Below are 22,327 nucleotides of genomic sequence, written 5' to 3'. Positions count from 1 at the left end.
ACAGCCTGTAGAATGACCAAAATTATCTGAACAGCAGAGGTGGAGTAAGTGAGTAGAAAGATTGTTTTATCCATTCTAGTCGTGTTACTGGTCGTTAGTGGTGGCACACTGGTGTATTACTACTGGTATCAAGGTGCACATTATGTAAAAAGTGATGATGCCCGCATTACTGCCGATCAATACAAAGTGATGCCGCAAATCACGGCAGAAATCGATCATATTGATGTAGAAGAAGGCGATGTGCTGACACGCAACGAACCGATCGCCGAGCAAAATGTATCCGGACTCGATTCCAGCGTCATCAGCAAATCCGTGCTGCGCGCACCAATCGATGGTACCGTGATCAAAGTCTATTCCAAAGAACACGAGATTGCTTCTCCAAGTTCTGCAGTTGCTATTATGGCGGATATGAACAATCTGTATGTATCCACCAATATTGAAGAGACCGATATCGACCGCATCAAGCCGGGCGAAGTGGTAGACATTACACTGGATGCCGCAGGTGATCAGGTGATCCAGGGTAAAGTGCGCAAAGTGGGACAGGCGTCCAATTCGGTATTTGCTTCTATCGCTGCAACCAATACAAGCGGTAACTTTAACAAAGTCACTCAGCGTATTCCGGTAGAAATCGCTCTGAGCGTACCAAAGGACATGAAACTAATTCCGGGCAGTAACGTTGAAGTGAAAATTCATACATCCTAAGAAGGAGGGGTCTTTAGTGGCTACTAATGAAATCGCCGCTGCTCCTCCCAGTGATTCACCCAGAGAACGCTGGTTAGCCTTTTTTGCCATTGTGCTGGGGGCGTTCGTCGCCATTCTGAATAACAGTCTGATCAACGTGGCTATTCCTCAGCTGACGACAGATCTGGGTTCAACCACGACGAAAATTCAATGGGTTATTACGGGCTATACACTGGCTTCGGGGATCATTGTTCCGATTACGGGATTCATGGAGCAGCGCATCGGATATAAAAAGTTTCTGATTGCAGCGCTCAGTCTCTTCACACTGGGAACTGTATTCTGCATTTTTGCCTGGAGCGACACGTCGCTGATCGCGGCGCGTATTATTGCCGGTCTGGGCGGCGGCGTTATTATGCCGCTGAGTATGACCATCGTCTACAAAATTATTCCGCGTGAACAGATCGGTATGGCGCTCGGAATCTGGGGAATTGCCGCGATGGCAGCTCCTGCGATCGGTCCGACGCTAAGTGGTTATCTGATCGAATGGTTCGACTGGCGCTTCCTGTTTATCGTGTGTGTGCCTGTCGCCTTGTTCGCGATTCTGATGGTTATCCTGCTGATCAAGGAACCGCCAAAAGGCGCCATCGTCAAGTTCGATCTGCTCGGCTTCCTGCTGGCAGCGACCTGTGCGGGTACACTGCTGTACGCACTGTCCAGCGGTTCGACAGACGGCTGGGATTCCTTCAAGATTGTCGGTCTGTTCTTCATCGCTTTCTGGGCGCTGGTCTTCCTGATCTTCGTCGAGAGCGGTCAGGAGAATCCGGTTATCGATATTTCACTGTTCAAAAATTACAAGTTTGCGATTAGCGTTATTACATCAAGCTTTGTCATGATGGGTCTGTATGGTGGTACCTTCCTGTCACCGCTGTTCCTGCAGAACATCCAATCCGTATCACCGGTACATACCGGGATTATCCTGCTGCCGCAGGCGATAGCGATGGCGGTCATGATGCCGTTTGCCGGCAAGCTGTTTGACAAGATCGGAATCGTACCGATCGGTCTGGTCGGTCTGACATTGACCAGTATTATGACCTATCATCTGCATACCCTGACACCGCAGACGCCGCATTTGTGGCTGCAAATTGTACTGATGTTCCGGGGGATGGGAATCGGGATCTGTATGATGCCGCTGTCTACGGTCGGTATGAACGCCGTACCACGGGACAAAGTCGGCAAGGCATCGACCGCTTCCAATCTGGTGCGTACGATTGCCGGTTCGATGGCGATCGCCATTCTGACCTTCCTGATGCAGAACCGTACTGCGCTGCACAGCCAGCAAATCTCCGAATCGATTACGCCGGATGCGGCACAGTCGTTCCAGGCGATGCTGGGCAGCTCGTGGACATCGACCGTATCGGGTCTCATTTCACTGGATGCCTATTCCAGAGGGATCGCGGATACGTTCCTCGTCTCGTCCATACCGCTGTTCTGTTCGATTCCGTTTGTCTTCCTGTTCATCAGCAGACGCAAAGCGGCCAAGGAAACACTTCAGGAAAGCAAAGTATAACCGGTGTCTCTGCCGGTTCATATTCTAGACAGAAAGAAAGGGAATAACCAATGAAGATTAGCAAATGGGAAGTAACTGCAGGGGCACTGCTGCTCAGTACGGTTGTCCTGTCCGGTTGCGGCAACGCCAGCAGCCAGGCATCTCAGAACATGAATGTGAATGTAAAAGTAGCTCAGGCGCAGCAGGGAGTGATCGGGCAGGGTGAAATCTACACCGGCACCGTGACCCCATCCGCCACTGTGAACATCATGCCAAAAATCTCCGGCAAAGTATCGACTGTAGCCGTCGATGTAGGCGCCGAAGTGAAAAAAGGCCAGATACTGCTCAAGCTGGAAGATGACGATCTGCGCAACAATCTGGAGATCGCCAAATCCAACGTGGCTGCAGCTGCAGCAGGCGTTAATACTGCCAAGGATTCCCGTGAATCCGGTCTGGTATCGGCCAACTCCGGTGTGGTCAGTTCCAAGAACGGCATTATCTCGTCCAAGAGCTCGATTAACCAGGCCCAGGGAAGCATCAACCAGGCGCAGGGAACGGTAAACCAGGCGCAAACAGCGCTCAAACAGGCTCAGACCGCTGTCTCGACAGCCGGTAACACCATTAAGCAAACCCAGCAGGCATTAACCAATGCGCAGTCCACGCTGAAACGTACCCAGTCGCTCGCAAGCAATGGACTGGCTACCCAGGCTGAACTGGAACAGGCTCAGGCTGCTGCAGTCAGTGCGCAGACGGCCTATGATAATGCGGTAAATGGCAAAGCCAATGCCGAGGAACAGCTGGCTGCTGCCCAGAAATCACTGGCAACTGCACAAAAAGGACTGTCTACTGCCAAGGCAGCTTATGAGAATGCGACCAGCAGCTACGAGAATGCCAACTCCGGCTACAGCAATGCTCAGCGTCAGCTGGAAGTGTCCGGCAGTACAGCAGGTATCGAAGCCAGCCAGCAAAAGCTGGAGCAGGCACAGTTGAATGTACAAATCGCCCAGGATTCCCTGAATGATACAGTCGTCAAATCGCCAATCAATGGTATCGTTACCACCAAGAATGCGGAAGTCGGCGAGATGGCAAGCCCATCGGCAGTGTCGCTCGTGATTGCGAACCTGAGCACCGTTAATATGCTGATTTATGTACCTGCCGATGAGATCAACAATATCCAGGCAGGCGATCAGGTGCAGGTACGTGTTGCTTCCTCCAATATCGTAACCAGCGGCAAAGTGAAAAATATCAACCCGATGGATGCCAGCGGTAATGGCTATCCGGTCAAAATTACCGTCTCCAATACAGATGGCAAACTGAAATCAGGTATGCTGGCAGATGTCAGCTTTATCGGCAAAAATGCCAGACAAGGCATTATCGTACCCAGCAAAGCCGTGCAAAAAGACGGAAAAAAAGCGTACGTCTACGTGGTCAGCAAAAACCATGCCGTACGCAAGGAAGTAATCATAGGCAGCCAGTCCGGTTCCCAAACGCTGATTACCAGCGGTCTCAAAGCCGGCGAACAGGTTGTGCAAAATAACCTGGCATTGATGGGCGATAACACTTCGATCACTGTATCGCAGTATTAAGTACCATTAAGCAGTACTATTATCTTGTCAAAATGCATATCCGAAAGCAGCTCCCTCATCTCTGTGGGGCTGCTTTTTTTGCTGTGGATTAAACGGATATGGACAGATGGATGCGATAACAGTTAATACAATTTGTCCTTTTTCACCCGCTTAATGGACCAGTACGGCAGGGAATGGGAAGCTTCTTCTGTATGTATAATGAATAGATTGGGGTTATGATGAGCTTCACAGGTGCCAATATAGGTCTCTCCACTGACCAGATGAATATGTAAAGTATCGTTATGGCGGATTGCCTGCTGAATATAAGGGTTCATGGTGGTTTCTCCTCATGAATATAAATTAGACTTGGGACCATTTTGATTGACCAAAAGATGGGTTATCGACGGGTTATCTTACTGGTTGTTATGTGACTTCCTAATAACAAGTTACTTAACCGGAATGTCCTTTTTATAAACAAGCGCAGTCCGATTATATCGGCTGCCGGATAGCAAATCCAGTGACCAATCTACCAATTATGCTGACATATAAATAGGCCAGCGGTATAGTCACTGGCCTGCGGCAGATTTACATATACAATTCGGTAAATAGCGATAGGACAGTAGAATAACAATCGGTAAGGGGAACAGAGGTGAACAGTAACAGATACAGGGCAGGACGGTATTTCTGAAAGTAAGTAAAATGAGAGGTTAGTCAGGATTATAAAATGAATATACGAATAAGCCGGGGATCATTGATGGGTAGATCTGAACCAAGTTAAGTAGAAATCTTAGCAGATTTAATGAAAGGTAATTATATATTAGTGCTGGAGTTGGATCTCGGATTTAACCCGTTTAATCGTCCAGTACGGAAAAGTCAGTGCTCCACGATCGGTATGAATAATAAAAAAATTAGGATTATGGTGGGCTTCACATGTGCCGATATACGTCTCACCACTGATCAGATGAATGTTCAGTGGCTCCTGGTTATGAATGGCTTCCTGGATATATATGTTCACTTTCTCATTCTCCTTAGTCTTGAAGTATAGTTGCAATCTGTGGAATATGACAACTTTCTACAAAATATACTATGAATATTATTGCTTACCCTGTTTATTACCCTTTAAAAGATAAGATAAACAGGATTTATTAACTTTTTGCATATTGTTTTAAGAATCATTTACCTAAGGAATACAAATAGATGGGAAGCTTTCTCTTTCTATGGAAGAAAATAGAAGTCAGAATCGGAAATAATTGTTTCATCGGTTGCCATTCGAATTGATGCTCATCGCTAAGCTTCTTACAACCGATAATAATTCTAATTAAAGGCAGTAAAGGGGCTATTGCCATGAAGAAAATGATATACCAACGGGCGCAGGGAATCCGGCTGTCGGCATTTATGGGCGGTCTGGCATTCCTGGTTTCCTTTTTGATTCTGCTCTCCTGCCTCTTCATTGGATATACCCAGGAACGGCAATCGATTGAGCAGCAGGTGCTGGAATTAAATGAAATCCACGCTAGTGAGTTAAGTCATATCACGGAATCTCTCGTTGCCTCCATGCAGCATTCTTTGGAGGAAGGTGCCAACTATATTATGAATCACCCGGCGGAGGATGCGCAGTTGGAACAGAGCAATCTGGATTATTTCCGTAATTCCGGCAGTTTTTTTAATGCCGTATTTTTGATAAAGCCGGATAAGACTATTGCACTGAATTCACCGGCGAGTCTCAATCAGGCAGGTACAAAGTTGACGACAGCCGCCAGTATGGATGCACTCATAGCCAAACGTCCTACCATATCCCGTCCATATATCGGCAAAATTAACCGGACTATTATATTAATGAGCCATCCTTTGTTTACATCCGCAGGCGAATATAAAGGGATGCTGGCGGGTGCACTATATTTGCAGCAGGATAACCGACTGAAGGAACTGCTGGGAACGAACAGCCGCAAAACCGATGGTTCCTATTTTTATGTCGTGGATCGTAAAGGTAATATTATTTATCATCCCGATTCTTCCATGATTAATACCAACATGCAGCAAAACAAAGTAGTTCAGGCATTGATGCAGGGTCAAAGCGGCAGACAGATCGTCAAGGACTCCAAAGGGCATACGTATCTGGCCGGGTATTCGGTCATCTCCAATGTAGGCTGGGGGGTCATTTTTCAGACGCCGATTGAGAATACGGATGTGTATTCCAGTACGCTGATTCGCTCAACCTTGCTTTATTTGATACCGGTCATTATTCTATTGATACTGTTCACTTTCTGGCTGTCTCATCGGTTAGCCAAACCGCTATATCTGCTTGCTGCTTATGCGCAGAATCTGGCAGCCGGGCATCTTGGCAAGAATCGGCCACAGTTGAATCGGTGGAATTATGAGGCGAGGCAGCTGCACCATGCGATTATGATGCTGGAAGAAGAGACCCGTGAAAAGGAAAAGCGGCTGCAGGCTGAAGCCAACCATGATCCGCTTACCGGACTGCTGAACCGTCGCGCACTGCAGGCCATAACAGATAACTGGGTATATAACCGATATTCTTTTGCTGTGATTCTTCTGGATATCGACCATTTCAAATCGGTCAATGATACGTACGGTCATCCGGTTGGGGATGAAGTGCTGAAAATACTGGCAGGTGTTCTGCGCAGCCAGGTACGGATGGAGGATCTCTGTTTCCGTTATGGAGGAGAAGAGTTTGTTATTCTGCTTTATGAAGTGACCGAGCAGGAGGTCATGGAGATTGCCGAGCGTATTCGTCAGACGACAGCCATTTTACCGACACCGATGGGACGTGCAATTACGATTTCGCTGGGTATCACTATTTCCGAAGGCAAAGGAACCGAGGCAGAGCAGCTGTTCAAGCATGCTGATGCAGCATTGTATCAGGCCAAAGGAAGCGGCAGAAACCAGACGGTCTTCTACCGGGAATAACCGTATAAAAAGTGAAGTGTCTTAAGGGTCTTCCATCTACAGGAAGGCCTTTATTTTTGTGGAGAGACGTAATGATTTGTTTTAGTATTTACAAAAGAGATTTAATCGTAAGATTTACAAATTAGCAGCCCTCTTTTATAATAAGCAGGCGCTATGAACGCATAACGGGTTTGTTATACTTCTGGAGGTTAATGGATATGACTCATCAATCAACACATTCGATACATAAAAGTCCTTCTCACCGGGATTACCTGCTGCTCAGTCTGCCGCTGATTGTCTCGACAATTACGACACCGCTGCTCGGGCTGGTGGATACAGCGGTAGTGGGGCATTTGTTTGATCCTGCGTATCTTGGCGGTACGGCGATCGGTACGCTGATTTTTAATACGATGTACTGGCTGTTTGGTTTTTTGCGTGTGAGTACGTCAGGATTTGCCGCTCAGGCCAGAGGGCGCAATGATATTCAGGAAGGTATGGCAGACCTGATCCGGCCGCTGATGATTGCGCTGGTTATTGGTTTGATTTTTATCGCCCTGCAAATTCCGATTTTGCAGACATCACTGTTCCTGATGCAGCCGGGAGCAGATATTGCGCACTGGGCGGGTGTTTACTTTCATATTCGTATCTGGGGTGCCCCGCTGACGCTGCTCAATTATGTACTGATCGGCTGGCTGATGGGCATGTCGCATATTCGTCAGACACTGATCACCCAGATCTCGATGAATGTGGTGAATATGCTGCTGGCGATCTGGTTTACCCAGGGACTCGGCTGGGGCGTAGCTGGTGTGGCAGCAGCGACCTTATTCGCCGAAGCGCTGGCACTGATCACCGGGCTGTACTTTGTCTGGCGCTCGCCTTATATGGATCGGCGGACGATCCGGTTAAAAGGAATGTTCGTCTGGGATCAGCTGAGACCGATGTTCCGTGCCAACAGTGATCTGCTCGTACGGACGATCTGTCTGCTGACCATGTTCAACATTTTTACGGCCCAGAGCACATCATTCGGTCCGGAAGTGCTGGCCGCGAATTCGATTCTGCTGCAGATTCACTATATGATGGCTTACTTTTTCGATGGACTGGCGAATGCGAGTTCCATCTATGCGGGACAGGCTAGAGGAGCCCGCAGCGCTCCACTTCTAAAACGCAGCCTGACCCTGTCCTGGATATGGACAACAATCACCGCATTGCTGCTGACGCTTGTCTATCTGGCTGGCCGGGAGCAGTTTATCGCCCTGTTCACGGATAATGGAGCGGTGATTGATATTGCGCTGCAGTACAATTCCTGGCTGCTGTTATTCCCGCTGACAACCGGATTTGGACTTGTATTTTACGGGGTGTTCACCGGTACGACGATGACCGCACCTGTCCGCAACTCGATGCTGCTGTCGGTCGTGCTGTTCATTATAGGCTGTCTGGTGCTTATACCTGTATATGGCAATCATGGGCTGTGGGCCTGCTTTATTTTATTCGGAATTGGTCGTTCGGTATTTTTGCTGCTGTACGTGCCCGGTCTGGAAAAGAGATTGGCTGTCAGTTAGCAGACATGAAGAAAAGAAGATGCGTTATCATTTATAATTCAGAAAGCTGTTGTACTAAAAGACTCCTTGGATCTCATGATATTTTATGGTCCAAAGGAGTCTTTTAGTATGTCTGTGAACTGGCAGGTAATCCCCATTCCGCGTAAAATGAGCAAGTGAGAGTTTTCTTTGGAGGGAATCGGATCTACAAAAGGTGCTCTGCAATAAGCGGGATATTGCCAGTCGTGTCTCGCTTTACAAACTGGAAGCAATCCTGCGCTATTGTGCGCTGCATAGAGTGATACGGTATTGTCCTTTATCGCCCAATCGGTACAGGGATATGAGGGAACAGCCCGGCATGTCGAATCGTTGGAACTGGAGGATGCGGGTTCCCGTGGTTCGGAAGCTTAATAGACAGAGCAGTATAGCAAAACGGCACGAGAGGGGGAAATTGCTCTCTCGTGCCGTTTTTCATTTATACAGTATTTAATGCTTAATCATGGCTGAAATTGCTGATCATTGAGGCGGGATAATGGCTTCCTGCCGAACCGTGAGGGAGGATGTCCTGGATACGCTGCAGATCGGCTTCGTTCAGTGTTACTTTTGCAGCGCCGATATTCTCGTCCAGACGCTGACTGCTTCGTGTGCCGGGGATCGGTACGATATCTTCGCCCTGAGCGAGCAGCCATGCCAGAGCCAGCTGGGCCACAGTGATATGTTTGCTGTCCGCCAGCTGCCGCAGCTGCTCGGTGGCGCGGAGATTATACGTATAGTTGTCACCCTGCCACCGTTCATCGATTCGCCGGAAATCGTCTGCGGCATACTCATGCACAGGTTTTACGGCACCGGTGAGGAACCCGCGTCCGAGAGGAGAGTAGGCGACTAGTCCGATTCCCAGTTCGCGCAGTGCCGGCAGGATGCGGTCTTCAATTTCCCGTTCGAAAATGGAGTATTCCATCTGCAGTACAGATACCGGTGTAACTGCATGGGCAAGGTGAACAGTCGTCGCTCCCACATTGCTCAGGCCAAAGTATTTCACTTTGCCTTCCTGGATCAGCTCGCCGACGACTCCGGCGACTTCTTCGATCGGTACTTCCGGATCGAATATATGTTGATACAGCACATCAATATAATCGGTTTGCAGATAACGCAGACTATTTTCCACGACCCGGCGGATATTATCCGGACGGCTGTTCATACGGGAGCCTAGCGGATCGGCTGTCATATCAAAACCAAATTTGGTTCCGATAATGATCTGGTCGCGGTAGGCTTGTACGGCTTTGCCAAGCAGCTGTTCATTATGACCGTTGCCGTACAGCTCGGCAGTGTCAAAAAAGCGAATGCCCTGTTCATAGGCATGATGCAGAGTCTGAACCGATTCTTCAGCATTAGAAGGGCCATAAGCGACAGACATTCCCATAACCCCAAGCCCCAGCTCCGTAACGCGTAATCCTTCTTGTCCCAAAGTACGATAATGCATAAACCATTCCTCCTCGTATGTGCTTCATAATACGTTATTACACGAATATTGAATAAAGCAGCAAGCAGCTGTTAGCCCTAATGTCTATTCCGACTGTTCTACCGATCTTCTTGTGCGGAAGATTAACGTCATCGTAGCATGGTAATAATACAAAGTAAACAAAATAATTACAAAATGTCTATTTTGTATAAAGTGTATTGTATTATGTATTTCAAAATCGGAAAGAAGTATACTAAAATAAGGGGAGGCAAAGATATGCCCAAAAATATGAATTCAGACAAACAGCATGAGACTAAAATTAAACTTACCGCAAAATTGCTTCCTTACGTCAGAAAAAACGGTTTTCAATCCCTGCGTATGGAAGATATTTCTAAAATTATGGATGTCAGCAGAGCTACACTATATAAGTATTTCTCCACCAAAGAAGAAATTATCGACTATGTCGTGGACCGATTTATCGAATACATTCATGAAGCGAGCATGGAACATAATAGCGATCAGCAATTCAGTGTACGCTTTCAGCAGATTTTTGAGCAGTCCGTATTGCTGGTCGAGTATGCGACTGATATTTTCCTGAAAGAGTTGGCGAGTATTTATCCGGATATTCATGAGAAAATCAGCAGCGCGATCAAGGAGAGAGAATCGATGTTGCTCGATTTCTATAATGATGGTATCAAGAGAGGCATATTTAATGAGATCAACGGGAAACTGGTTATCGCGCAGAACGAAATACTGCGTCATGTTCTGGATATACGATATCTAATGGAAAATCAGCTGACCGTTCACCAAGTCCTGCTGGATTATTATCATCTCCAGAAAATACAGTTGTTCCGACCGGACAAGCTGTCCATGGTCGACGACCAGCTGATAATGCCACAGCTCGACTATCTGGCCAAAAAAATCAGTAAAAATCTGTATTAGAGCATGGATTGTTATTAGTACAAAAAAGACTGCCTTTGATTGAAAAGACTCTTGTCCAGCAGACAGAGGTCCTATCCTATCAGGCAGTCCTTTTTATTCTACAAAGCAGTAAAAAATTATTCGAAGCCCATTATTGTACAGCTGTACCGGTAACCGTGCTGCCGCTCTTGGTAATGGTATAGTTAATTACCGCACCGCTCCAGAAATGGAATTTCAGGTTGACCTGTCCATCCTGGGTTTCGTTAAAGAAAGCCGGCTGCAGCTTGATGGCATTGCCGCTGTAGACAGGGGTAAAGGCAGTCTCGAACTCTTTGAACGATGTCCAGTTCTGCGGACCTGCATTACCGCCGGAAGCATAGGTGGCTTCCATGGTCGCCAGCTGATCCCCATTAAAAGCAGTCGGGATGCTGAACGAACTGGTCGTACCCTGTGCATTGCTCAGTTTTGGTGTGTCGTATACGATTACATTAAATTTCCAGTTAGCCCCTTTGCTGAACTTGGCAAGGATGGTCGCGTTTACACCATATTTGCCGGAGGATGTCAGCTTGGTCAGCTGGCTGGCTTTGATGGTCAGGATATTGCCGCTCAGCGTATAGTCAGTACCGGATTGCAGCGTCGTACTGCCAACGCTCAGCGAGGAGAGTTGATTGCCGTTCAGATTCAGAGTAATTTTCTTGTCCTGTGCGGCTGCGCCTTTTTTAATATAAATCAGGTCACTTTCGGCATTGGAGGAGCGTCCGGTCCAGCTGGCTTTGATGACGCTGAACAGATCCGGATCGGACCATGTGTAATTGGTACGATTGAAGTGTTGACCGTTATCCCACAGCATGGTGGCGACTTTTTTCTGCTTCATATAATAGCCCAGGAATTCGAAGAACTTGAGCTTCTCGCCCTGTTCGATGACCCCTGTGTTTTTATCAAAGCCGAGCAGGCCGTATTCACCGAGAATGACCGGGATACCTTTAGCCGTGAATGTATTGTAAACGTTATCGAAAGTAGTCGTAATGTCTTTTTGTACTTCTTCATTAAACTTGGTATAGCCGGCGATATTCACACTGAACGGCCAGTAGCCATAGTAATGGACCGTGGCAATCAGATTTGAATCGTTCAGCTTGCTCATCGTATTGGACAGTGCCGTCATCCGTTCCTGGGAAGGGGAAGCTTCCAGCGTGGACAATACAAGCGGACGTGTCGCATTCTGACCGCCTGATGCTCTCAGAATTTTGTGAAAAGACAGATTCAGCTCATCCAGCATCTGCTGCTGTTTGGCTTCATCCTTGGTACCGCCATCGGTAAAGCGCGGCTCGTTGACACTTTCGAACATCAGCTTGTTGGAAGTGTTTTTGAAACGGTCGGCGATTTGCTTCCAGACAGCATTGTAGCGGGCCAGCACCGTATCATGCTGGGTCTCCATTTTGCTGATCCAGAGCCAGGAGTCATGATGCACATTGATCATTACGTACAGATTCTCATTCAACGCCCAGTTCACGACTTCTTCTACACGGCTCAGATAGGCCGGATCGATCGTGTAATTCGGCGCTGCGCCAATATGAGTATCCCAGGTCACCGGAATACGGATACTTTTGTAACCCTGTGCAGCGACTTGCTTGATCAGCGTCTGGGTGACACGTGGATTGCCCCAAGAAGTCTCGTCAGCTCCTGTCGCATCGAGTGTATTACCAAGATTCCATCCAGGCTGCATGGCATCGACATAGGATTGCATATTGGTTGCCGCTACAGCTTTAGGCTGTACAGCTTCTTCCGTACTTGCTGCCGAAGCAGCCGAAGGAACGAGCGAGAGGAGCAGTGCTGCAGCCATCGTCAGAGATAGCAGCGATTTGTACTTTCGTTTGATCATTACATTCTCCCTTTCCGAGCAGTATATTTTAAATGTGAAAGCGCTTTCTGATTTATAAATTATCATAGTGCTTCTTTAAATAACACCTGAATAATTGCAGATAAATTCATATGTAAATTAGTGATTTTCTAATAAAAAGATAAATGTATAATATATGGGAAATAAATACCGGATTAAAAGGAATTAAAAGAAAAACAATTTTGAAATTCCTTTATGCCAAAATTTGGATTCCACTGGTTAATCGGCTTGGCGGGAATCATTATGGCTATTTTATACCGCATGAAGGAGCCAATAATATCGCATATGCATTATTTAATTTTCCGAGTCTGGCTGATCATTCGCCGCAGCCAGCAGGAAGAGCATGCCGGCGGAACACTGGTGCTGGTCGGCGGCATGCTGGAAGAAACAGAGCCGGGAACGGATCTGCTGGAGGCTGCGCTGCAACGCGAGATCGGGGAGAAAGTGGGGATTGGAATTTGATCGAATCCGCAGTATTTATATAATTCCATATTTATGACTGATGCCGGGGAGATGGTGACCCATATTGTGTTTCTGTGTGAATATGCAGATGGACAGGCGCACAGCAAAAGCGCAGAAGAAGTAGAAGCAGTCTACTGGATAACAAGTGAAGAACTGCTTCAGTATCCGTCTGCGCCGCCATGGACGAAGGAAAGTATTCGCCGTGCAGAAGAGGCGCGCCAGCACATACTGATCCGCTCATCGCTGTAAAGCAAGGGAAGCGAACGTAAGAGGGCTGGAAGTTACAGGAAGAGAGCCATCAATTCCTCATCATAATAAGTCTGGCCAATCTTGAGCGCACGCCAGTCCTTGCCGTACGCTTCAAATCCAAGCGCTTGATACAGCCGCTTGGCAGGCTCATTATGTGCCATCACGGACAGATAGATCTGTTCCACATTTCCGGCGCTGCGCGCAGTCTGAATCGCCTGCTGCATCAGCTGCTTGCCGATTCCCGAGCCGCGATGGGGCGGCTTTACATACATGGCGATAATATTGGCCCGATGCCGTAGCTTGGGCTTGCGTTCATATACCAGCGTGACCGATCCGATCAGCTCTGATTCATGCCAGGCACCGAGCGTGATAGAATCCGTCCCGGCGAGCCGCCTGTGAAAGCGTTCCAGCGGAAATTCTTTTTCTTCTTCATAGCTGGAAGCGAATGCTTCCGGGTACTGCTCCAGTGCCTCCAGCCGCAGCTGTCTATAAGCTTCGGCATGCCGGACATCCAGAATTTCAATCTTCATTATTGGCCTCCTGACAGGTAAGTAAATATGTACTCCTTTACATTATATCCCGTTACCGACCATTGTCACAAATACTTATCACACTACGCTTGGCTGCAAATTTGTAAATTATGGCAGATGATTCTCTCCCTATCCGTAATGAGTATCTGCAATAACCACCAAGGAGGAAGCCCCATGTTCTCTCTGGAAAGACGTAACCAGATTCTGGAGCTGCTGCGGCATGACAGTAGGTACTGGCCAAGGATCTGGCAGAAGTAGTCGGCGTTTTGATCGATTCCATACGACGAGATCTGAACGCAATGGAGGAGGAACGTCTGCTCAAACGCACACATGGCGGAGCTATTCCGTTATCAAATACGCAGACTATCTCCCTGTCACCGCTATTTCAGCGCGAATATGACGGTGGCCATCGCCCGGATTGTACCGATCAAAAGAGTGGATCTGCTCAGTCCCTGTCATTCACGGTAAAGAACCCCTGTGCACTTTACGAAGCACAGGGGTTCTTTGCCGTCAGACACCGTTATACGAAGTAGGCAGCAGGGAGATGCAACTTAGAATATTCCTGCTTTCTGGGACGTAGCTTTGATTCCATTCGGATCATTAACGACCGTATTGCCAAAGCTGGTCAGACTGCCATTTGGACCGGTAGCCATATCCAGGTAGTTCAGGTTGGTACTGTTGCCATACCAGGACCAAGCCAGCCAACCGATTCCTTTCTCTTGGCTATATCTCATGATAGCGTATTCATCAACATCGCCATTGGTATGGTATCCACCAAATTCACCGATGATAACCGGAAGTCCTTTGTTCAGAACGCTGTCAATATTGGCTTTGACGGTTGCTGCATCTTTGCCTGCATACTCGTACATATGAATCGAGAAGACCGTATTACGCTGCGAATCGGCAGCAAATACACTTTGTCCGTAATCCACGATCGATTGCGGGTATTGTCCCCAGCCTGCGGCATCCACGATCAGCGTGTTTTTAATACCGGCATTTCTCAGTTTGGGAATAGCCTGCTTGTAGCCGTCTGCCCATGCGCTGCCGTTCCATGTGCCATACCATTCGTTGGCGATATTGACGATGACACGGTCTTCCTTGCCGATCAGGGCATCCTTGATGCTGATCCAGTAATTCACGGCAGCATCGAGCGAGTTGTAATCGTCTTTGCCTGTAGCATCATGAACTTCCAGCACAGCGATCATTTTGTTCTGGTTGACGAGGGAAATGATATTTTTAACGGAGTTGATATCATCCTTTGTATACTGCGTACCATTGGAAAGTACAATACGAACCGTATTGGCTCCCGTGCGTGCAATCGCCGGAATAGCGGTGGACAGATCGTTTTTGTACCATGTATGTGCATGGTTTATACCCCGCATGGCAAAAGGCTTGCCTGTGGAATCATACAATTTGGTACCGCTTACATAAAATCCTGTTGCAGCTGACGCTTTGGGTGCAAAACTGTTCATTCCATAGATAGCCAGAATCATAACGAGTGTAGACAGTATACCTCTGCACAACAGCTTTTTCATACAACAACCTCCAGATTTTTTTTATTTTAACCTTGCGATTCCGGTGCAATTGCATGAAGAGGCTGGCCAGCCTTCCGGAACCGCATGGGCCAAAATCGTACAACATATTCTTTGATGCATGAGCTTCCGCTTACTGCGCGGCAGAGTACGGAAAAGGAACCGATAGATCGGTGGAAGTATATAATCGTACTTTACGCCATATCTTTTACGGAATCCCGATATATGATATTGCCCTGTACAAGTACTCTTCCGAATCTTGTATGAGGGTCACGTATCTTTTTCAAAATCGAATCTACGGCCGTATAGGCCATCTTGTTAATATTGACTTCCACCGTCGTCAGATGAGGCTCGGACAGTGTGGCATAGATATCGTTGTCAAAGCCGACGACCGAGCAGTCCTGCGGCACCCGGTAACCTTCGGAACGCAGCTGCTGAATGAGCAGATGTGCGACCTGGTCACAGTTGCAGACAAAGGCGGATGGCAGGGAAGAAGGAAGCTTCAGATCGACAATCGTCCCCTGTTCATCACGGTCACTGAGTATCCACTCCTGCCGCAGTGGAACATGATGCTCCAGCAGCGATTTATAATACCCGAGGAATCGATCCTGGATACTGCTCGTCGAATACAAATTGCCGACATAGGCGATATCGCGGTGTCCCTGACGGATCAGATAGTTGGTCAGCTCATAAGCACCGTAAAAGTTATCCGTAATAATCGAATCAATCTCGGCATGCTCATCGTAAAAGTCGAGGAACATTTTAGGCTGTTCGATCTGTTCGATAACTTCGATATACGCCTTGCTGACCTGTCCGAGCAAAATAAAACCATCGACTTTTTGCTCATGATAGATACGCGGCAGATTCAGCTGCTCTTCATCTTCGCGGCTCAGAATATGCAGAATGCCATAATAATTATGCTGCTGGAGCGCTACCGCAATCTCCTGATACAGACGCAAGTAAAATGTCTGGGAAGTGCCAGTGAACCGCTCGGGGATAATAACGCCCAGATTATAGGTCAGTCCTTCGCGCATCGACTTGGCTACCGTATTCATCCGATAGCCCATTTCCCAGGCAGCCAGCTTGATTTTTTCCTTGAGTTCATTGCTGACGCCGTCTTTGTCATTCAGCGCTTTGGAGACGGTGACACTGCTGACACCCATTTTGAGTGCAATATCACGCATCGTAATGTTTTTATTCATCATTTCTTTCCCGGCCTCTCTTGTAAATGGATACTGGTTGTCGCGACAAAAGTCGGTATGGTACACACAGTATACATTTTTACTGTAGAGTAATAAAGCAAATGAGGGCGGGAAGTGAAAAGACCCATGGATTAACGGGATGCCAGCAGGCGTTCATTATCTTCAATCAGCGCAGATCGCTGAATCGCACAATCCAGGGAGCGGAAAGGATCGGCAGGTGTGTTGAATGCATAGTCAACCAGCTTGTCCAGAGTGGTGGTAGCCACATGGATGCGGGTGTCGCTGGATGCGTAGTAGATATAGACTTCGCCCTTTTCATTGACGACCGCACCGTTGCAGAAAATTACATTAGATACATCGCCGACACGTTCATCATCATAAGGAGCAATAAACAGCCCGCCCGGCTTGGCAATAACAACCGTCGGATCTTCCAGACTGGTTACAAATACATACAGTACATAGCGCAGGCCTGCTGCCGTATTGCGCACCCCGTGAGCGATATGAATCCAGCCGCGATCCGTCTTGATCGGTGCGGGACCCTGACCGTTTTTGGCTTCATAGACGGTATGGTAACGGCGTTCGTCCATGACTGTCTCGGTCTCGATGACCGGATTCAGAATGTCGTCGCATACGCCGAAGGCGATGCCGCCGCCGGAACCGGTGGAGATGAATCCATCCTGCGGACGAGTGTAAAATCCGTATTTGCCATTTACAAATTCCGGATGCAGCACCACATTGCGCTGCTGTGGGGAAGAGGTGCGGATATTCGGCAGACGCTCCCATGTGTTCAAGTCACGGGTGCGGACGAGTCCTGCTTGCGCCACTGCACTGGAAGTATCACCAGCCGGTGCATCCGGGTCCTTTTGCTCGGAGCAGTAGATGCCGTAGATCCAGCCGTCCTCATGCTTGACGAGCCGCATATCATACATATTGGTCTCTGCCGGATCGGTATCTTCCCAGGTCAGCGGCTTGCCGGTAAACCGGAATCCGTCTACACCATTATCGCTTTCCGCCAGGGCGAAGAACGATTTGCGGTCCATCCCCTCCGTGCGTACAACCAGAATATATTTACCTTCATGATAAATGGCTCCCGGATTGAGGGCGGCATTAATGCCCAGACGCTCCATAAAATGCGGATTGCGCTCTGCATCCAGAACAAATCTCCAGTGTACCGGCACATGGTGACGGGTCAGGACAGGATAGAGGTAACGGTCATAGATGCCGTTATAGAACTCGGTGTTTTTCTCATTGCGTCGGCTCAGTAATTGTTCCTGCTTAGCTGCGAGTGCTGCGTATTGTTCATGAATCATCGTTTAATTCATCCTCTCGGTAATTTCGATACAAAAACGGCTGTTGTGATACGGGCATTTCCACATGCCGGCGACTTCGCGCTGACCGGGTTCTCCCTGATCGCCGGCAGACCAGAACCATTCTCCGCCTGGACGCGGATCAATAATGTGAGCCTTGATATAGTCCCACATGTTCCCAATCAGCCTGAGGAACTGCTCATCTCCGGTACGCTGATACGCATTGTAAAAGCCGACAATTGCCTCGGCCTGTACCCACCAGATCCGCGAAGTATCCACATGCTTGTCTTCCTGTTCATTCATCAGCGATCCATCGGGCTGCACAGCGGCTTCGGCGACCCTGTAGGCCATATCGATAACCATCTGTTCATAGGCCGGATGGGTGCTGCCGATCACCTGCATCGCGTCATCAATCAGCCAGCTGGCTTCAATATCATGTCCAAATGAAGTCAGATCGATCAGCGAATTCCACTGGTTATCAAAAAACACGTTCAGTCTGCGCCGCTGCGAATCGTACATCCGTTCATGCAGAATAACGAGCAGATTATCCAGAGCAAGGCGTACCTGCTCATCCGGCCAGATCCGGTACAGATTGGTATACGCTTCCAATACATGGATGTGCGTATTCATCGTAATATCCGCGATGATTCCATTCTCGCTCAGCATTTCATTTGGCTGCTCCTGCCAGAAGCGGTCGAATTCCTCGCGATAGGCACCGGTGACCCGGTTGTAGCCGGTCTGCTCCAGCCATCTGAACAGCCGGATACACAGCTGCAGGGCTTCTTCATCACCTGTCGCCCGGTAATATTCACTGAATGCATAGATGGCAAATGCCTGATTATACACATGCTTGCGTGTATCCAGCGGTGCACCCAGATGATCGACAGCCCAGTAGATGCCTTCATGTTCGGAGTCATAGAGCGGACCACTGAGAAACTGATAGGCATGACGGGCATGCTCGGCATACTGCGATTCGCCGGTGATCCGGTAAGCGGAGGCAAAAGACCAGAGGATGCGCGCTGTCGCGATTCCGCCTTTGGGCTTGTCCCGGATAATATTCAGATCATACCCGACCTCACCGTAATAACCTCCGTGCTGTTCATCTCTAAGATTCATCCAGAAAGGAAGGATATGCTCCAGCCATTCCTGCCGAATCTCTGTCTGTAATATTGTCACATCGGCACCATCCTAACTAACTTTATCGATAACCTTATATTATCACTATAATGACTAACAAAAGAAAATGTCAATTGAAAAATACAGAAGTGGAAGTTAGCAATTTAGAAATGGAAATCAAAATAATGATTGACTAGAAAGCGCTAACAATATAGAATGCGTATGTAACCTAATCGATAAGGTTAAATATAGTTATAATTAAGGGAGGGATTGAAATGAAGAAGCATAAATGGTTGTCCAGCTTCGTAGCGTCATTGCTGGTAGTTTCACTATTGGGAGGCTGTTCCAAAGGCAGCTCGGACAGTAGCGACCCAAATAAAATTGAAGGCGATATTACTGTTATTACTCAGCGTACTGATATTGTGGATACCGTATTTCAGGATTATGCCAAGGAATTCAATAAGATTTATCCTGACGTTAAAGTAAATTTTGAGGCGCTGTCCGACTACGAAGGACAGATTAAAGTACGTATGAGTACAGAAGATTATGGAGATGTGCTGCTCATTCCGACCAGTATTCCGATCAAGGATATCCCCGATTTCTTCGAACCGCTCGGTTCCTATGATGAAATGAAGCAGAAATACACCGGGATCGAAGAGCGAATGGTAGACAACCAGATCTACGGTATTCCAGTAGCGATTACATACTCTGGAATTATTTATAACAAGCAGGTATTCAAACAGGCGGGAATTACAAAAGTTCCGCAAACAACCGAGCAGTTCCAGCAGGCACTGCAGCAAATCAAAGCTAAAACGCAAGCGGTCCCATTATATACCAACTATGCTGCCGGCTGGCCGCTGACCCAGTGGGAATCCGATCTGATGACAGTGGCAGGCGATCCGGACTACGTCAATGTCACCCAGCCTAACTCGGATGACAACTTTGTACCGGGACAGCCGCATTATGAATTGTACAAAGTGATGTATGATGCAGCTAAAAATGGTCTGATCGAGAAAGATCCGACCACCACCGACTGGGAGAGTTCCAAGGCTGATCTCGCCAATGGCAAAATCGGTACAATGGTACTCGGTTCCTGGGCAATCGACCAGATCAAGAGCGTAGCTTCCAACCCGGATGATATCGACTTTATGCCATTCCCGACCAATGCATCCAAAGTGGTCGTACCCCTGGCGGCAGACTACAATATCGCCATTAACGTGAACAGTGAGAACAAACCGGCTGCCAAGGCATGGCTGGACTGGTTTATCAATAAATCCAATTATTCCGTAGAGCAGGCCGGAAGCATCAGCGCCGTCAAAGGTTCCGAACTGCCAGCCACCCTCAAGGATTATGAAAAGGAAGGCGTCAGCTTTGAGACGCTGACTCCAGGCAAAGCCGGTCAGGAAGGTCTCGTGGACAAAATCGATAAGGAAGCCGAGATCGGACTGTGGCAGCCTGACTTCAAAAAGCGGATTATCGAAGCGGCCATCGGCAATACGAATGAGTCGTATGACGACATTATGAAGCAATTGAATGACGCGTGGATCAAAGCAAGAGCAGCTGTCGCCCAGCAGTAGACTGTCATGCGGACGGGAGGGAAGGTTCTGTTCTCTCCCCGGGCCGCTTGCAGTGAAGCGACAAGATTTTGGTATCTGAGTGAAGCTGGAGGTACAAGAATGTTTAAACTTTCCCACTATAATTATTCGACCCAACGGAAAATCATTATCGCTGCTTTTTCTGCTATCCCGATGATTCTGCTGATTGTATTCTCCTATCTGCCTGTCTTCAATATGTTCAAGTACAGCTTTACCGACTGGAACGGCTACAGCAAGCATATGGACTATGTCGGTTTGGAGAATTACACCCGTATCTTTAGCGAACCGGAATATTTTGCCGTCTTCAAAGTCAGTTTATATTACTTTTTTGCCACTTTTGTGCAGATGGGGCTGGCGCTTTATTTTGCGACCATTCTCAGCTTCAACACCCGCTTCAAGAACTTTTTTAAAGGAGTACTGTTTTTCCCGTACATGCTGAACGGGGTAGCCATCGGCTTTATTTTTCTATTTTTCTTCCGTCCGGATGGAACGCTGGATACGCTGCTGAATGCGCTTGGACTGAGTCAGTACATTCAGCTGTGGCTGGGCAATCCGAATATTATCAACTATTCGCTGGCCGGAGCTTCGGTATGGCGGTATATGGGTTTTAACTTTATTATTTTCCTCGGCGCGATCTCGTCTATCGACCGTGATGTCTACGAGGCAGCCGATATTGATGGTGCCAACCGCTGGCATCAGTTCCGGCATATCATTTTGCCTAGTATCGGCAAGATTGTACAGCTGAATATCATTCTCGCGGTGAGCGGTGCGATCAGTGCTTTTGATATTCCTTATATTATGGTTGGCGGTTCGAATGGCAGTGAGACTTTTGTTATTCAGACGATCGATCTGGCATTCAAATACAGCAAGCTGGGGCTCGCATCAGCCATGGCGGTTATCCTGCTGTTTATCGTTGTGATCGTTACTGTTGCACAGCGCATGCTGGTAAGGGAGGAGAAGTAAACGGTGTATAGACTCAAATATTCGGCAATGTCCACGTTCAAATACGCCACCCTGATTATCGGCGCGATTATTGCCCTGCTGCCCATTATGGTTGTATTTTTCGCTTCATTCAAAACCAAGCAGGAATATGGAAGCACCAGTCCGCTGCTGCCTCCGGAGAACTGGCTCAACTTTGCCAATTACACCAAAGCTTTTGTTGATGGCAAAATGCTGCTCGGTTTTGCCAATACGACGTTTATTCTGGTGATCTCGATTATTGGTGCGACCCTGACCGGTTCCATGATCGCTTTTGTGCTCAACCGCTTCAAATTCAGAGGCAGCAAGCTGATTATGGGCGCATTTCTGCTGGCGACACTGATTCCGAGCGTAACGACCCAGGTGGCGACCTTCCAGATTGTGAATGCGCTGGATCTGGTCAACACCCACTGGGCGGCCATTATTCTGTATCTCGGTACGGATATTATCGCTGTCTACATTTTCCTGCAATTCCTGGAGTCCATTTCTCCGGCACTCGATGAATCGGCGATGCTCGATGGCGCTTCGTACTTTACGATTTACTGGAAAATTATTTTGCCGCTGCTCAAGCCGGCTATTGTCACCGTCATCATTGTCAAAGGGATCAACATTTACAATGATTTCTATATTCCGTTTCTGTACATGCCCAAGTCGGGGTTGCAGGTCATATCAACGGCCCTGTTCAAGTTCAAAGGGCCGTATGGATCACAGTGGGAAGTCATTTGTGCCGGCATTATGATTGCGATTATCCCGACATTGATTATTTTCCTGATCCTGCAAAAGTACATCTATAACGGATTTACGAATGGCTCTGTGAAATAAAAACCAAAAAAAGAGAATAT

The 22,327-nt window shown here is 47.9% G+C and carries 21 protein-coding genes and 1 pseudogene; 13 read left to right on the top strand and 9 right to left on the bottom strand.

Going from position 1 to position 22,327, the window contains the following annotated elements:
* Nucleotides 1–48: 48 nt before the first annotated feature.
* The 3 genes from M1D61_RS12955 to M1D61_RS12945 are packed head-to-tail and all read left to right on the top strand — an operon-like array spanning nucleotide 49 to nucleotide 3,813.
* Complete coding sequence (locus M1D61_RS12955; RefSeq protein WP_458118984.1) at nucleotides 49–702, top strand: HlyD family secretion protein; 654 nt, start codon at nucleotides 49–51, stop codon at nucleotides 700–702.
* A 16-nt stretch (nucleotides 703–718) separates the two neighbouring features.
* On the top strand, nucleotides 719–2,248 hold the full coding sequence (locus M1D61_RS12950; RefSeq protein ID WP_458118982.1) for a DHA2 family efflux MFS transporter permease subunit: 1,530 nt from the start codon (nucleotides 719–721) through the stop codon (nucleotides 2,246–2,248).
* 50 nt (nucleotides 2,249–2,298) lie between these two features.
* Complete coding sequence (locus M1D61_RS12945; RefSeq protein WP_458118981.1) at nucleotides 2,299–3,813, top strand: efflux RND transporter periplasmic adaptor subunit; 1,515 nt, start codon at nucleotides 2,299–2,301, stop codon at nucleotides 3,811–3,813.
* Between the two features lie 122 nt (nucleotides 3,814–3,935).
* On the opposite strand, the gene M1D61_RS12940 is transcribed toward M1D61_RS12945, so the two are convergent.
* Together M1D61_RS12940 and M1D61_RS12935 are read right to left on the bottom strand one after the other, a co-directional pair.
* Complete coding sequence (locus tag M1D61_RS12940; RefSeq protein WP_458118980.1) at nucleotides 3,936–4,127, bottom strand: hypothetical protein; 192 nt, start codon at nucleotides 4,125–4,127, stop codon at nucleotides 3,936–3,938.
* Nucleotides 4,128–4,609: 482 nt separating this feature from the next.
* A complete protein-coding gene (locus M1D61_RS12935; RefSeq protein WP_458118979.1) occupies nucleotides 4,610–4,807 on the bottom strand; it encodes a hypothetical protein in 198 nt (65 codons plus the stop codon).
* 329 nt (nucleotides 4,808–5,136) lie between these two features.
* Here M1D61_RS12935 and M1D61_RS12930 point away from each other — a divergent pair, with 329 nt between their 5' ends.
* Both M1D61_RS12930 and M1D61_RS12925 read left to right on the top strand, forming a co-directional pair.
* A complete protein-coding gene (locus M1D61_RS12930; RefSeq protein ID WP_458118978.1) occupies nucleotides 5,137–6,720 on the top strand; it encodes a sensor domain-containing diguanylate cyclase in 1,584 nt (527 codons plus the stop codon).
* Between the two features lie 197 nt (nucleotides 6,721–6,917).
* Nucleotides 6,918–8,258, top strand: coding sequence for an MATE family efflux transporter (locus M1D61_RS12925; RefSeq protein ID WP_458118976.1), 1,341 nt, complete (start codon nucleotides 6,918–6,920; stop codon nucleotides 8,256–8,258).
* Nucleotides 8,259–8,730: 472 nt separating this feature from the next.
* On the opposite strand, the gene M1D61_RS12920 is transcribed toward M1D61_RS12925, so the two are convergent.
* Nucleotides 8,731–9,717, bottom strand: a complete 987-nt coding sequence (locus tag M1D61_RS12920) for an aldo/keto reductase (protein WP_458118975.1) — start codon at nucleotides 9,715–9,717, stop codon at nucleotides 8,731–8,733.
* 255 nt (nucleotides 9,718–9,972) lie between these two features.
* Between M1D61_RS12920 and M1D61_RS12915 the strand changes: the two genes are divergently transcribed.
* A complete protein-coding gene (locus M1D61_RS12915) occupies nucleotides 9,973–10,638 on the top strand; it encodes a TetR/AcrR family transcriptional regulator (protein ID WP_458118974.1) in 666 nt (221 codons plus the stop codon).
* A gap of 130 nt (nucleotides 10,639–10,768) precedes the next feature.
* On the opposite strand, the gene M1D61_RS12910 is transcribed toward M1D61_RS12915, so the two are convergent.
* Nucleotides 10,769–12,496, bottom strand: a complete 1,728-nt coding sequence (locus M1D61_RS12910; protein ID WP_458118973.1) for a cellulase family glycosylhydrolase — start codon at nucleotides 12,494–12,496, stop codon at nucleotides 10,769–10,771.
* A 143-nt stretch (nucleotides 12,497–12,639) separates the two neighbouring features.
* Between M1D61_RS12910 and M1D61_RS12905 the strand changes: the two are divergent.
* The 3 genes and pseudogenes from M1D61_RS12905 to M1D61_RS12895 form a co-directional block, all read left to right on the top strand.
* Nucleotides 12,640–12,774 (top strand): annotated as a pseudogene (locus M1D61_RS12905) (hypothetical protein); the annotation flags it as partial.
* 25 nt (nucleotides 12,775–12,799) lie between these two features.
* Nucleotides 12,800–12,976 carry a hypothetical protein gene (locus M1D61_RS12900; protein WP_458122592.1) on the top strand — a complete coding sequence of 59 codons (177 nt, stop codon included), beginning with the start codon at nucleotides 12,800–12,802 and terminating at the stop codon, nucleotides 12,974–12,976.
* Between the two features lie 33 nt (nucleotides 12,977–13,009).
* Nucleotides 13,010–13,225: a DNA mismatch repair protein MutT gene (locus tag M1D61_RS12895; protein WP_458118972.1), complete on the top strand. Its 216-nt coding sequence runs from the start codon at nucleotides 13,010–13,012 to the stop codon at nucleotides 13,223–13,225.
* A gap of 32 nt (nucleotides 13,226–13,257) precedes the next feature.
* Here M1D61_RS12895 and M1D61_RS12890 read toward each other — a convergent pair whose 3' ends face one another.
* Nucleotides 13,258–13,755: an N-acetyltransferase family protein gene (locus M1D61_RS12890; protein WP_458118971.1), complete on the bottom strand. Its 498-nt coding sequence runs from the start codon at nucleotides 13,753–13,755 to the stop codon at nucleotides 13,258–13,260.
* 266 nt (nucleotides 13,756–14,021) lie between these two features.
* Between M1D61_RS12890 and M1D61_RS12885 the strand changes: the two genes are divergently transcribed.
* A complete protein-coding gene (locus M1D61_RS12885; protein ID WP_458118970.1) occupies nucleotides 14,022–14,288 on the top strand; it encodes a DeoR family transcriptional regulator in 267 nt (88 codons plus the stop codon).
* Nucleotides 14,289–14,306: 18 nt separating this feature from the next.
* Here the strand turns inward: M1D61_RS12885 and M1D61_RS12880 are convergent, their stop codons facing one another.
* From M1D61_RS12880 to M1D61_RS12865, 4 genes are all read right to left on the bottom strand, one after another.
* Entirely contained in the window at nucleotides 14,307–15,290 is a 984-nt protein-coding gene (locus tag M1D61_RS12880) for a glycoside hydrolase family 5 protein (protein WP_458118968.1), read from the bottom strand.
* 191 nt (nucleotides 15,291–15,481) lie between these two features.
* Nucleotides 15,482–16,489, bottom strand: a complete 1,008-nt coding sequence (locus M1D61_RS12875; protein ID WP_458122502.1) for a substrate-binding domain-containing protein — start codon at nucleotides 16,487–16,489, stop codon at nucleotides 15,482–15,484.
* Between the two features lie 131 nt (nucleotides 16,490–16,620).
* A complete protein-coding gene (locus M1D61_RS12870; RefSeq protein ID WP_458118967.1) occupies nucleotides 16,621–17,799 on the bottom strand; it encodes a glycoside hydrolase family 130 protein in 1,179 nt (392 codons plus the stop codon).
* Nucleotides 17,800–17,802: 3 nt separating this feature from the next.
* Nucleotides 17,803–18,972, bottom strand: coding sequence for an AGE family epimerase/isomerase (locus M1D61_RS12865; protein WP_458118966.1), 1,170 nt, complete (start codon nucleotides 18,970–18,972; stop codon nucleotides 17,803–17,805).
* A gap of 215 nt (nucleotides 18,973–19,187) precedes the next feature.
* Here M1D61_RS12865 and M1D61_RS12860 point away from each other — a divergent pair, with 215 nt between their 5' ends.
* The 3 genes from M1D61_RS12860 (at nucleotide 19,188) to M1D61_RS12850 (ending at nucleotide 22,307) form a co-directional block, all read left to right on the top strand.
* Entirely contained in the window at nucleotides 19,188–20,489 is a 1,302-nt protein-coding gene (locus M1D61_RS12860; protein WP_458118965.1) for an ABC transporter substrate-binding protein, read from the top strand.
* 99 nt (nucleotides 20,490–20,588) lie between these two features.
* Nucleotides 20,589–21,470 carry a carbohydrate ABC transporter permease gene (locus M1D61_RS12855; RefSeq protein ID WP_458118964.1) on the top strand — a complete coding sequence of 294 codons (882 nt, stop codon included), beginning with the start codon at nucleotides 20,589–20,591 and terminating at the stop codon, nucleotides 21,468–21,470.
* A 27-nt stretch (nucleotides 21,471–21,497) separates the two neighbouring features.
* A complete protein-coding gene (locus M1D61_RS12850) occupies nucleotides 21,498–22,307 on the top strand; it encodes a carbohydrate ABC transporter permease (RefSeq protein ID WP_407668026.1) in 810 nt (269 codons plus the stop codon).
* The last annotated feature ends 20 nt before the right edge of the window (nucleotides 22,308–22,327 follow it).

This window comes from Paenibacillus sp. Z6-24 (assembly GCF_054161335.1).
Note: the sequence above shows the minus strand (reverse complement) of the source record. Positions and strands in the feature narration are given on the sequence as shown.

Bases quoted from the DNA above. Each gene is read 5' to 3' on its own strand.
- M1D61_RS12945 (WP_458118981.1), top strand. From the start codon at position 2,299: ATGAAGATTAGCAAATGGGAAGTAACTGCAGGGGCACTGCTGCTCAGT.
- M1D61_RS12915 (WP_458118974.1), top strand. From the start codon at position 9,973: ATGCCCAAAAATATGAATTCAGACAAACAGCATGAGACTAAAATTAAA.
- M1D61_RS12890 (WP_458118971.1), bottom strand. From the start codon at position 13,755: ATGAAGATTGAAATTCTGGATGTCCGGCATGCCGAAGCTTATAGACAG.
- M1D61_RS12920 (WP_458118975.1), bottom strand. From the start codon at position 9,717: ATGCATTATCGTACTTTGGGACAAGAAGGATTACGCGTTACGGAGCTG.
- M1D61_RS12930 (WP_458118978.1), top strand. From the start codon at position 5,137: ATGAAGAAAATGATATACCAACGGGCGCAGGGAATCCGGCTGTCGGCA.
- M1D61_RS12860 (WP_458118965.1), top strand. From the start codon at position 19,188: ATGAAGAAGCATAAATGGTTGTCCAGCTTCGTAGCGTCATTGCTGGTA.
- M1D61_RS12940 (WP_458118980.1), bottom strand. From the start codon at position 4,127: ATGAACCCTTATATTCAGCAGGCAATCCGCCATAACGATACTTTACAT.
- M1D61_RS12850 (WP_407668026.1), top strand. From the start codon at position 21,498: ATGTCCACGTTCAAATACGCCACCCTGATTATCGGCGCGATTATTGCC.
- M1D61_RS12895 (WP_458118972.1), top strand. From the start codon at position 13,010: ATGACTGATGCCGGGGAGATGGTGACCCATATTGTGTTTCTGTGTGAA.
- M1D61_RS12880 (WP_458118968.1), bottom strand. From the start codon at position 15,290: ATGAAAAAGCTGTTGTGCAGAGGTATACTGTCTACACTCGTTATGATT.
- M1D61_RS12900 (WP_458122592.1), top strand. From the start codon at position 12,800: ATGCATTATTTAATTTTCCGAGTCTGGCTGATCATTCGCCGCAGCCAG.
- M1D61_RS12925 (WP_458118976.1), top strand. From the start codon at position 6,918: ATGACTCATCAATCAACACATTCGATACATAAAAGTCCTTCTCACCGG.
- M1D61_RS12855 (WP_458118964.1), top strand. From the start codon at position 20,589: ATGTTTAAACTTTCCCACTATAATTATTCGACCCAACGGAAAATCATT.
- M1D61_RS12875 (WP_458122502.1), bottom strand. From the start codon at position 16,489: ATGAATAAAAACATTACGATGCGTGATATTGCACTCAAAATGGGTGTC.
- M1D61_RS12910 (WP_458118973.1), bottom strand. From the start codon at position 12,496: ATGATCAAACGAAAGTACAAATCGCTGCTATCTCTGACGATGGCTGCA.
- M1D61_RS12870 (WP_458118967.1), bottom strand. From the start codon at position 17,799: ATGATTCATGAACAATACGCAGCACTCGCAGCTAAGCAGGAACAATTA.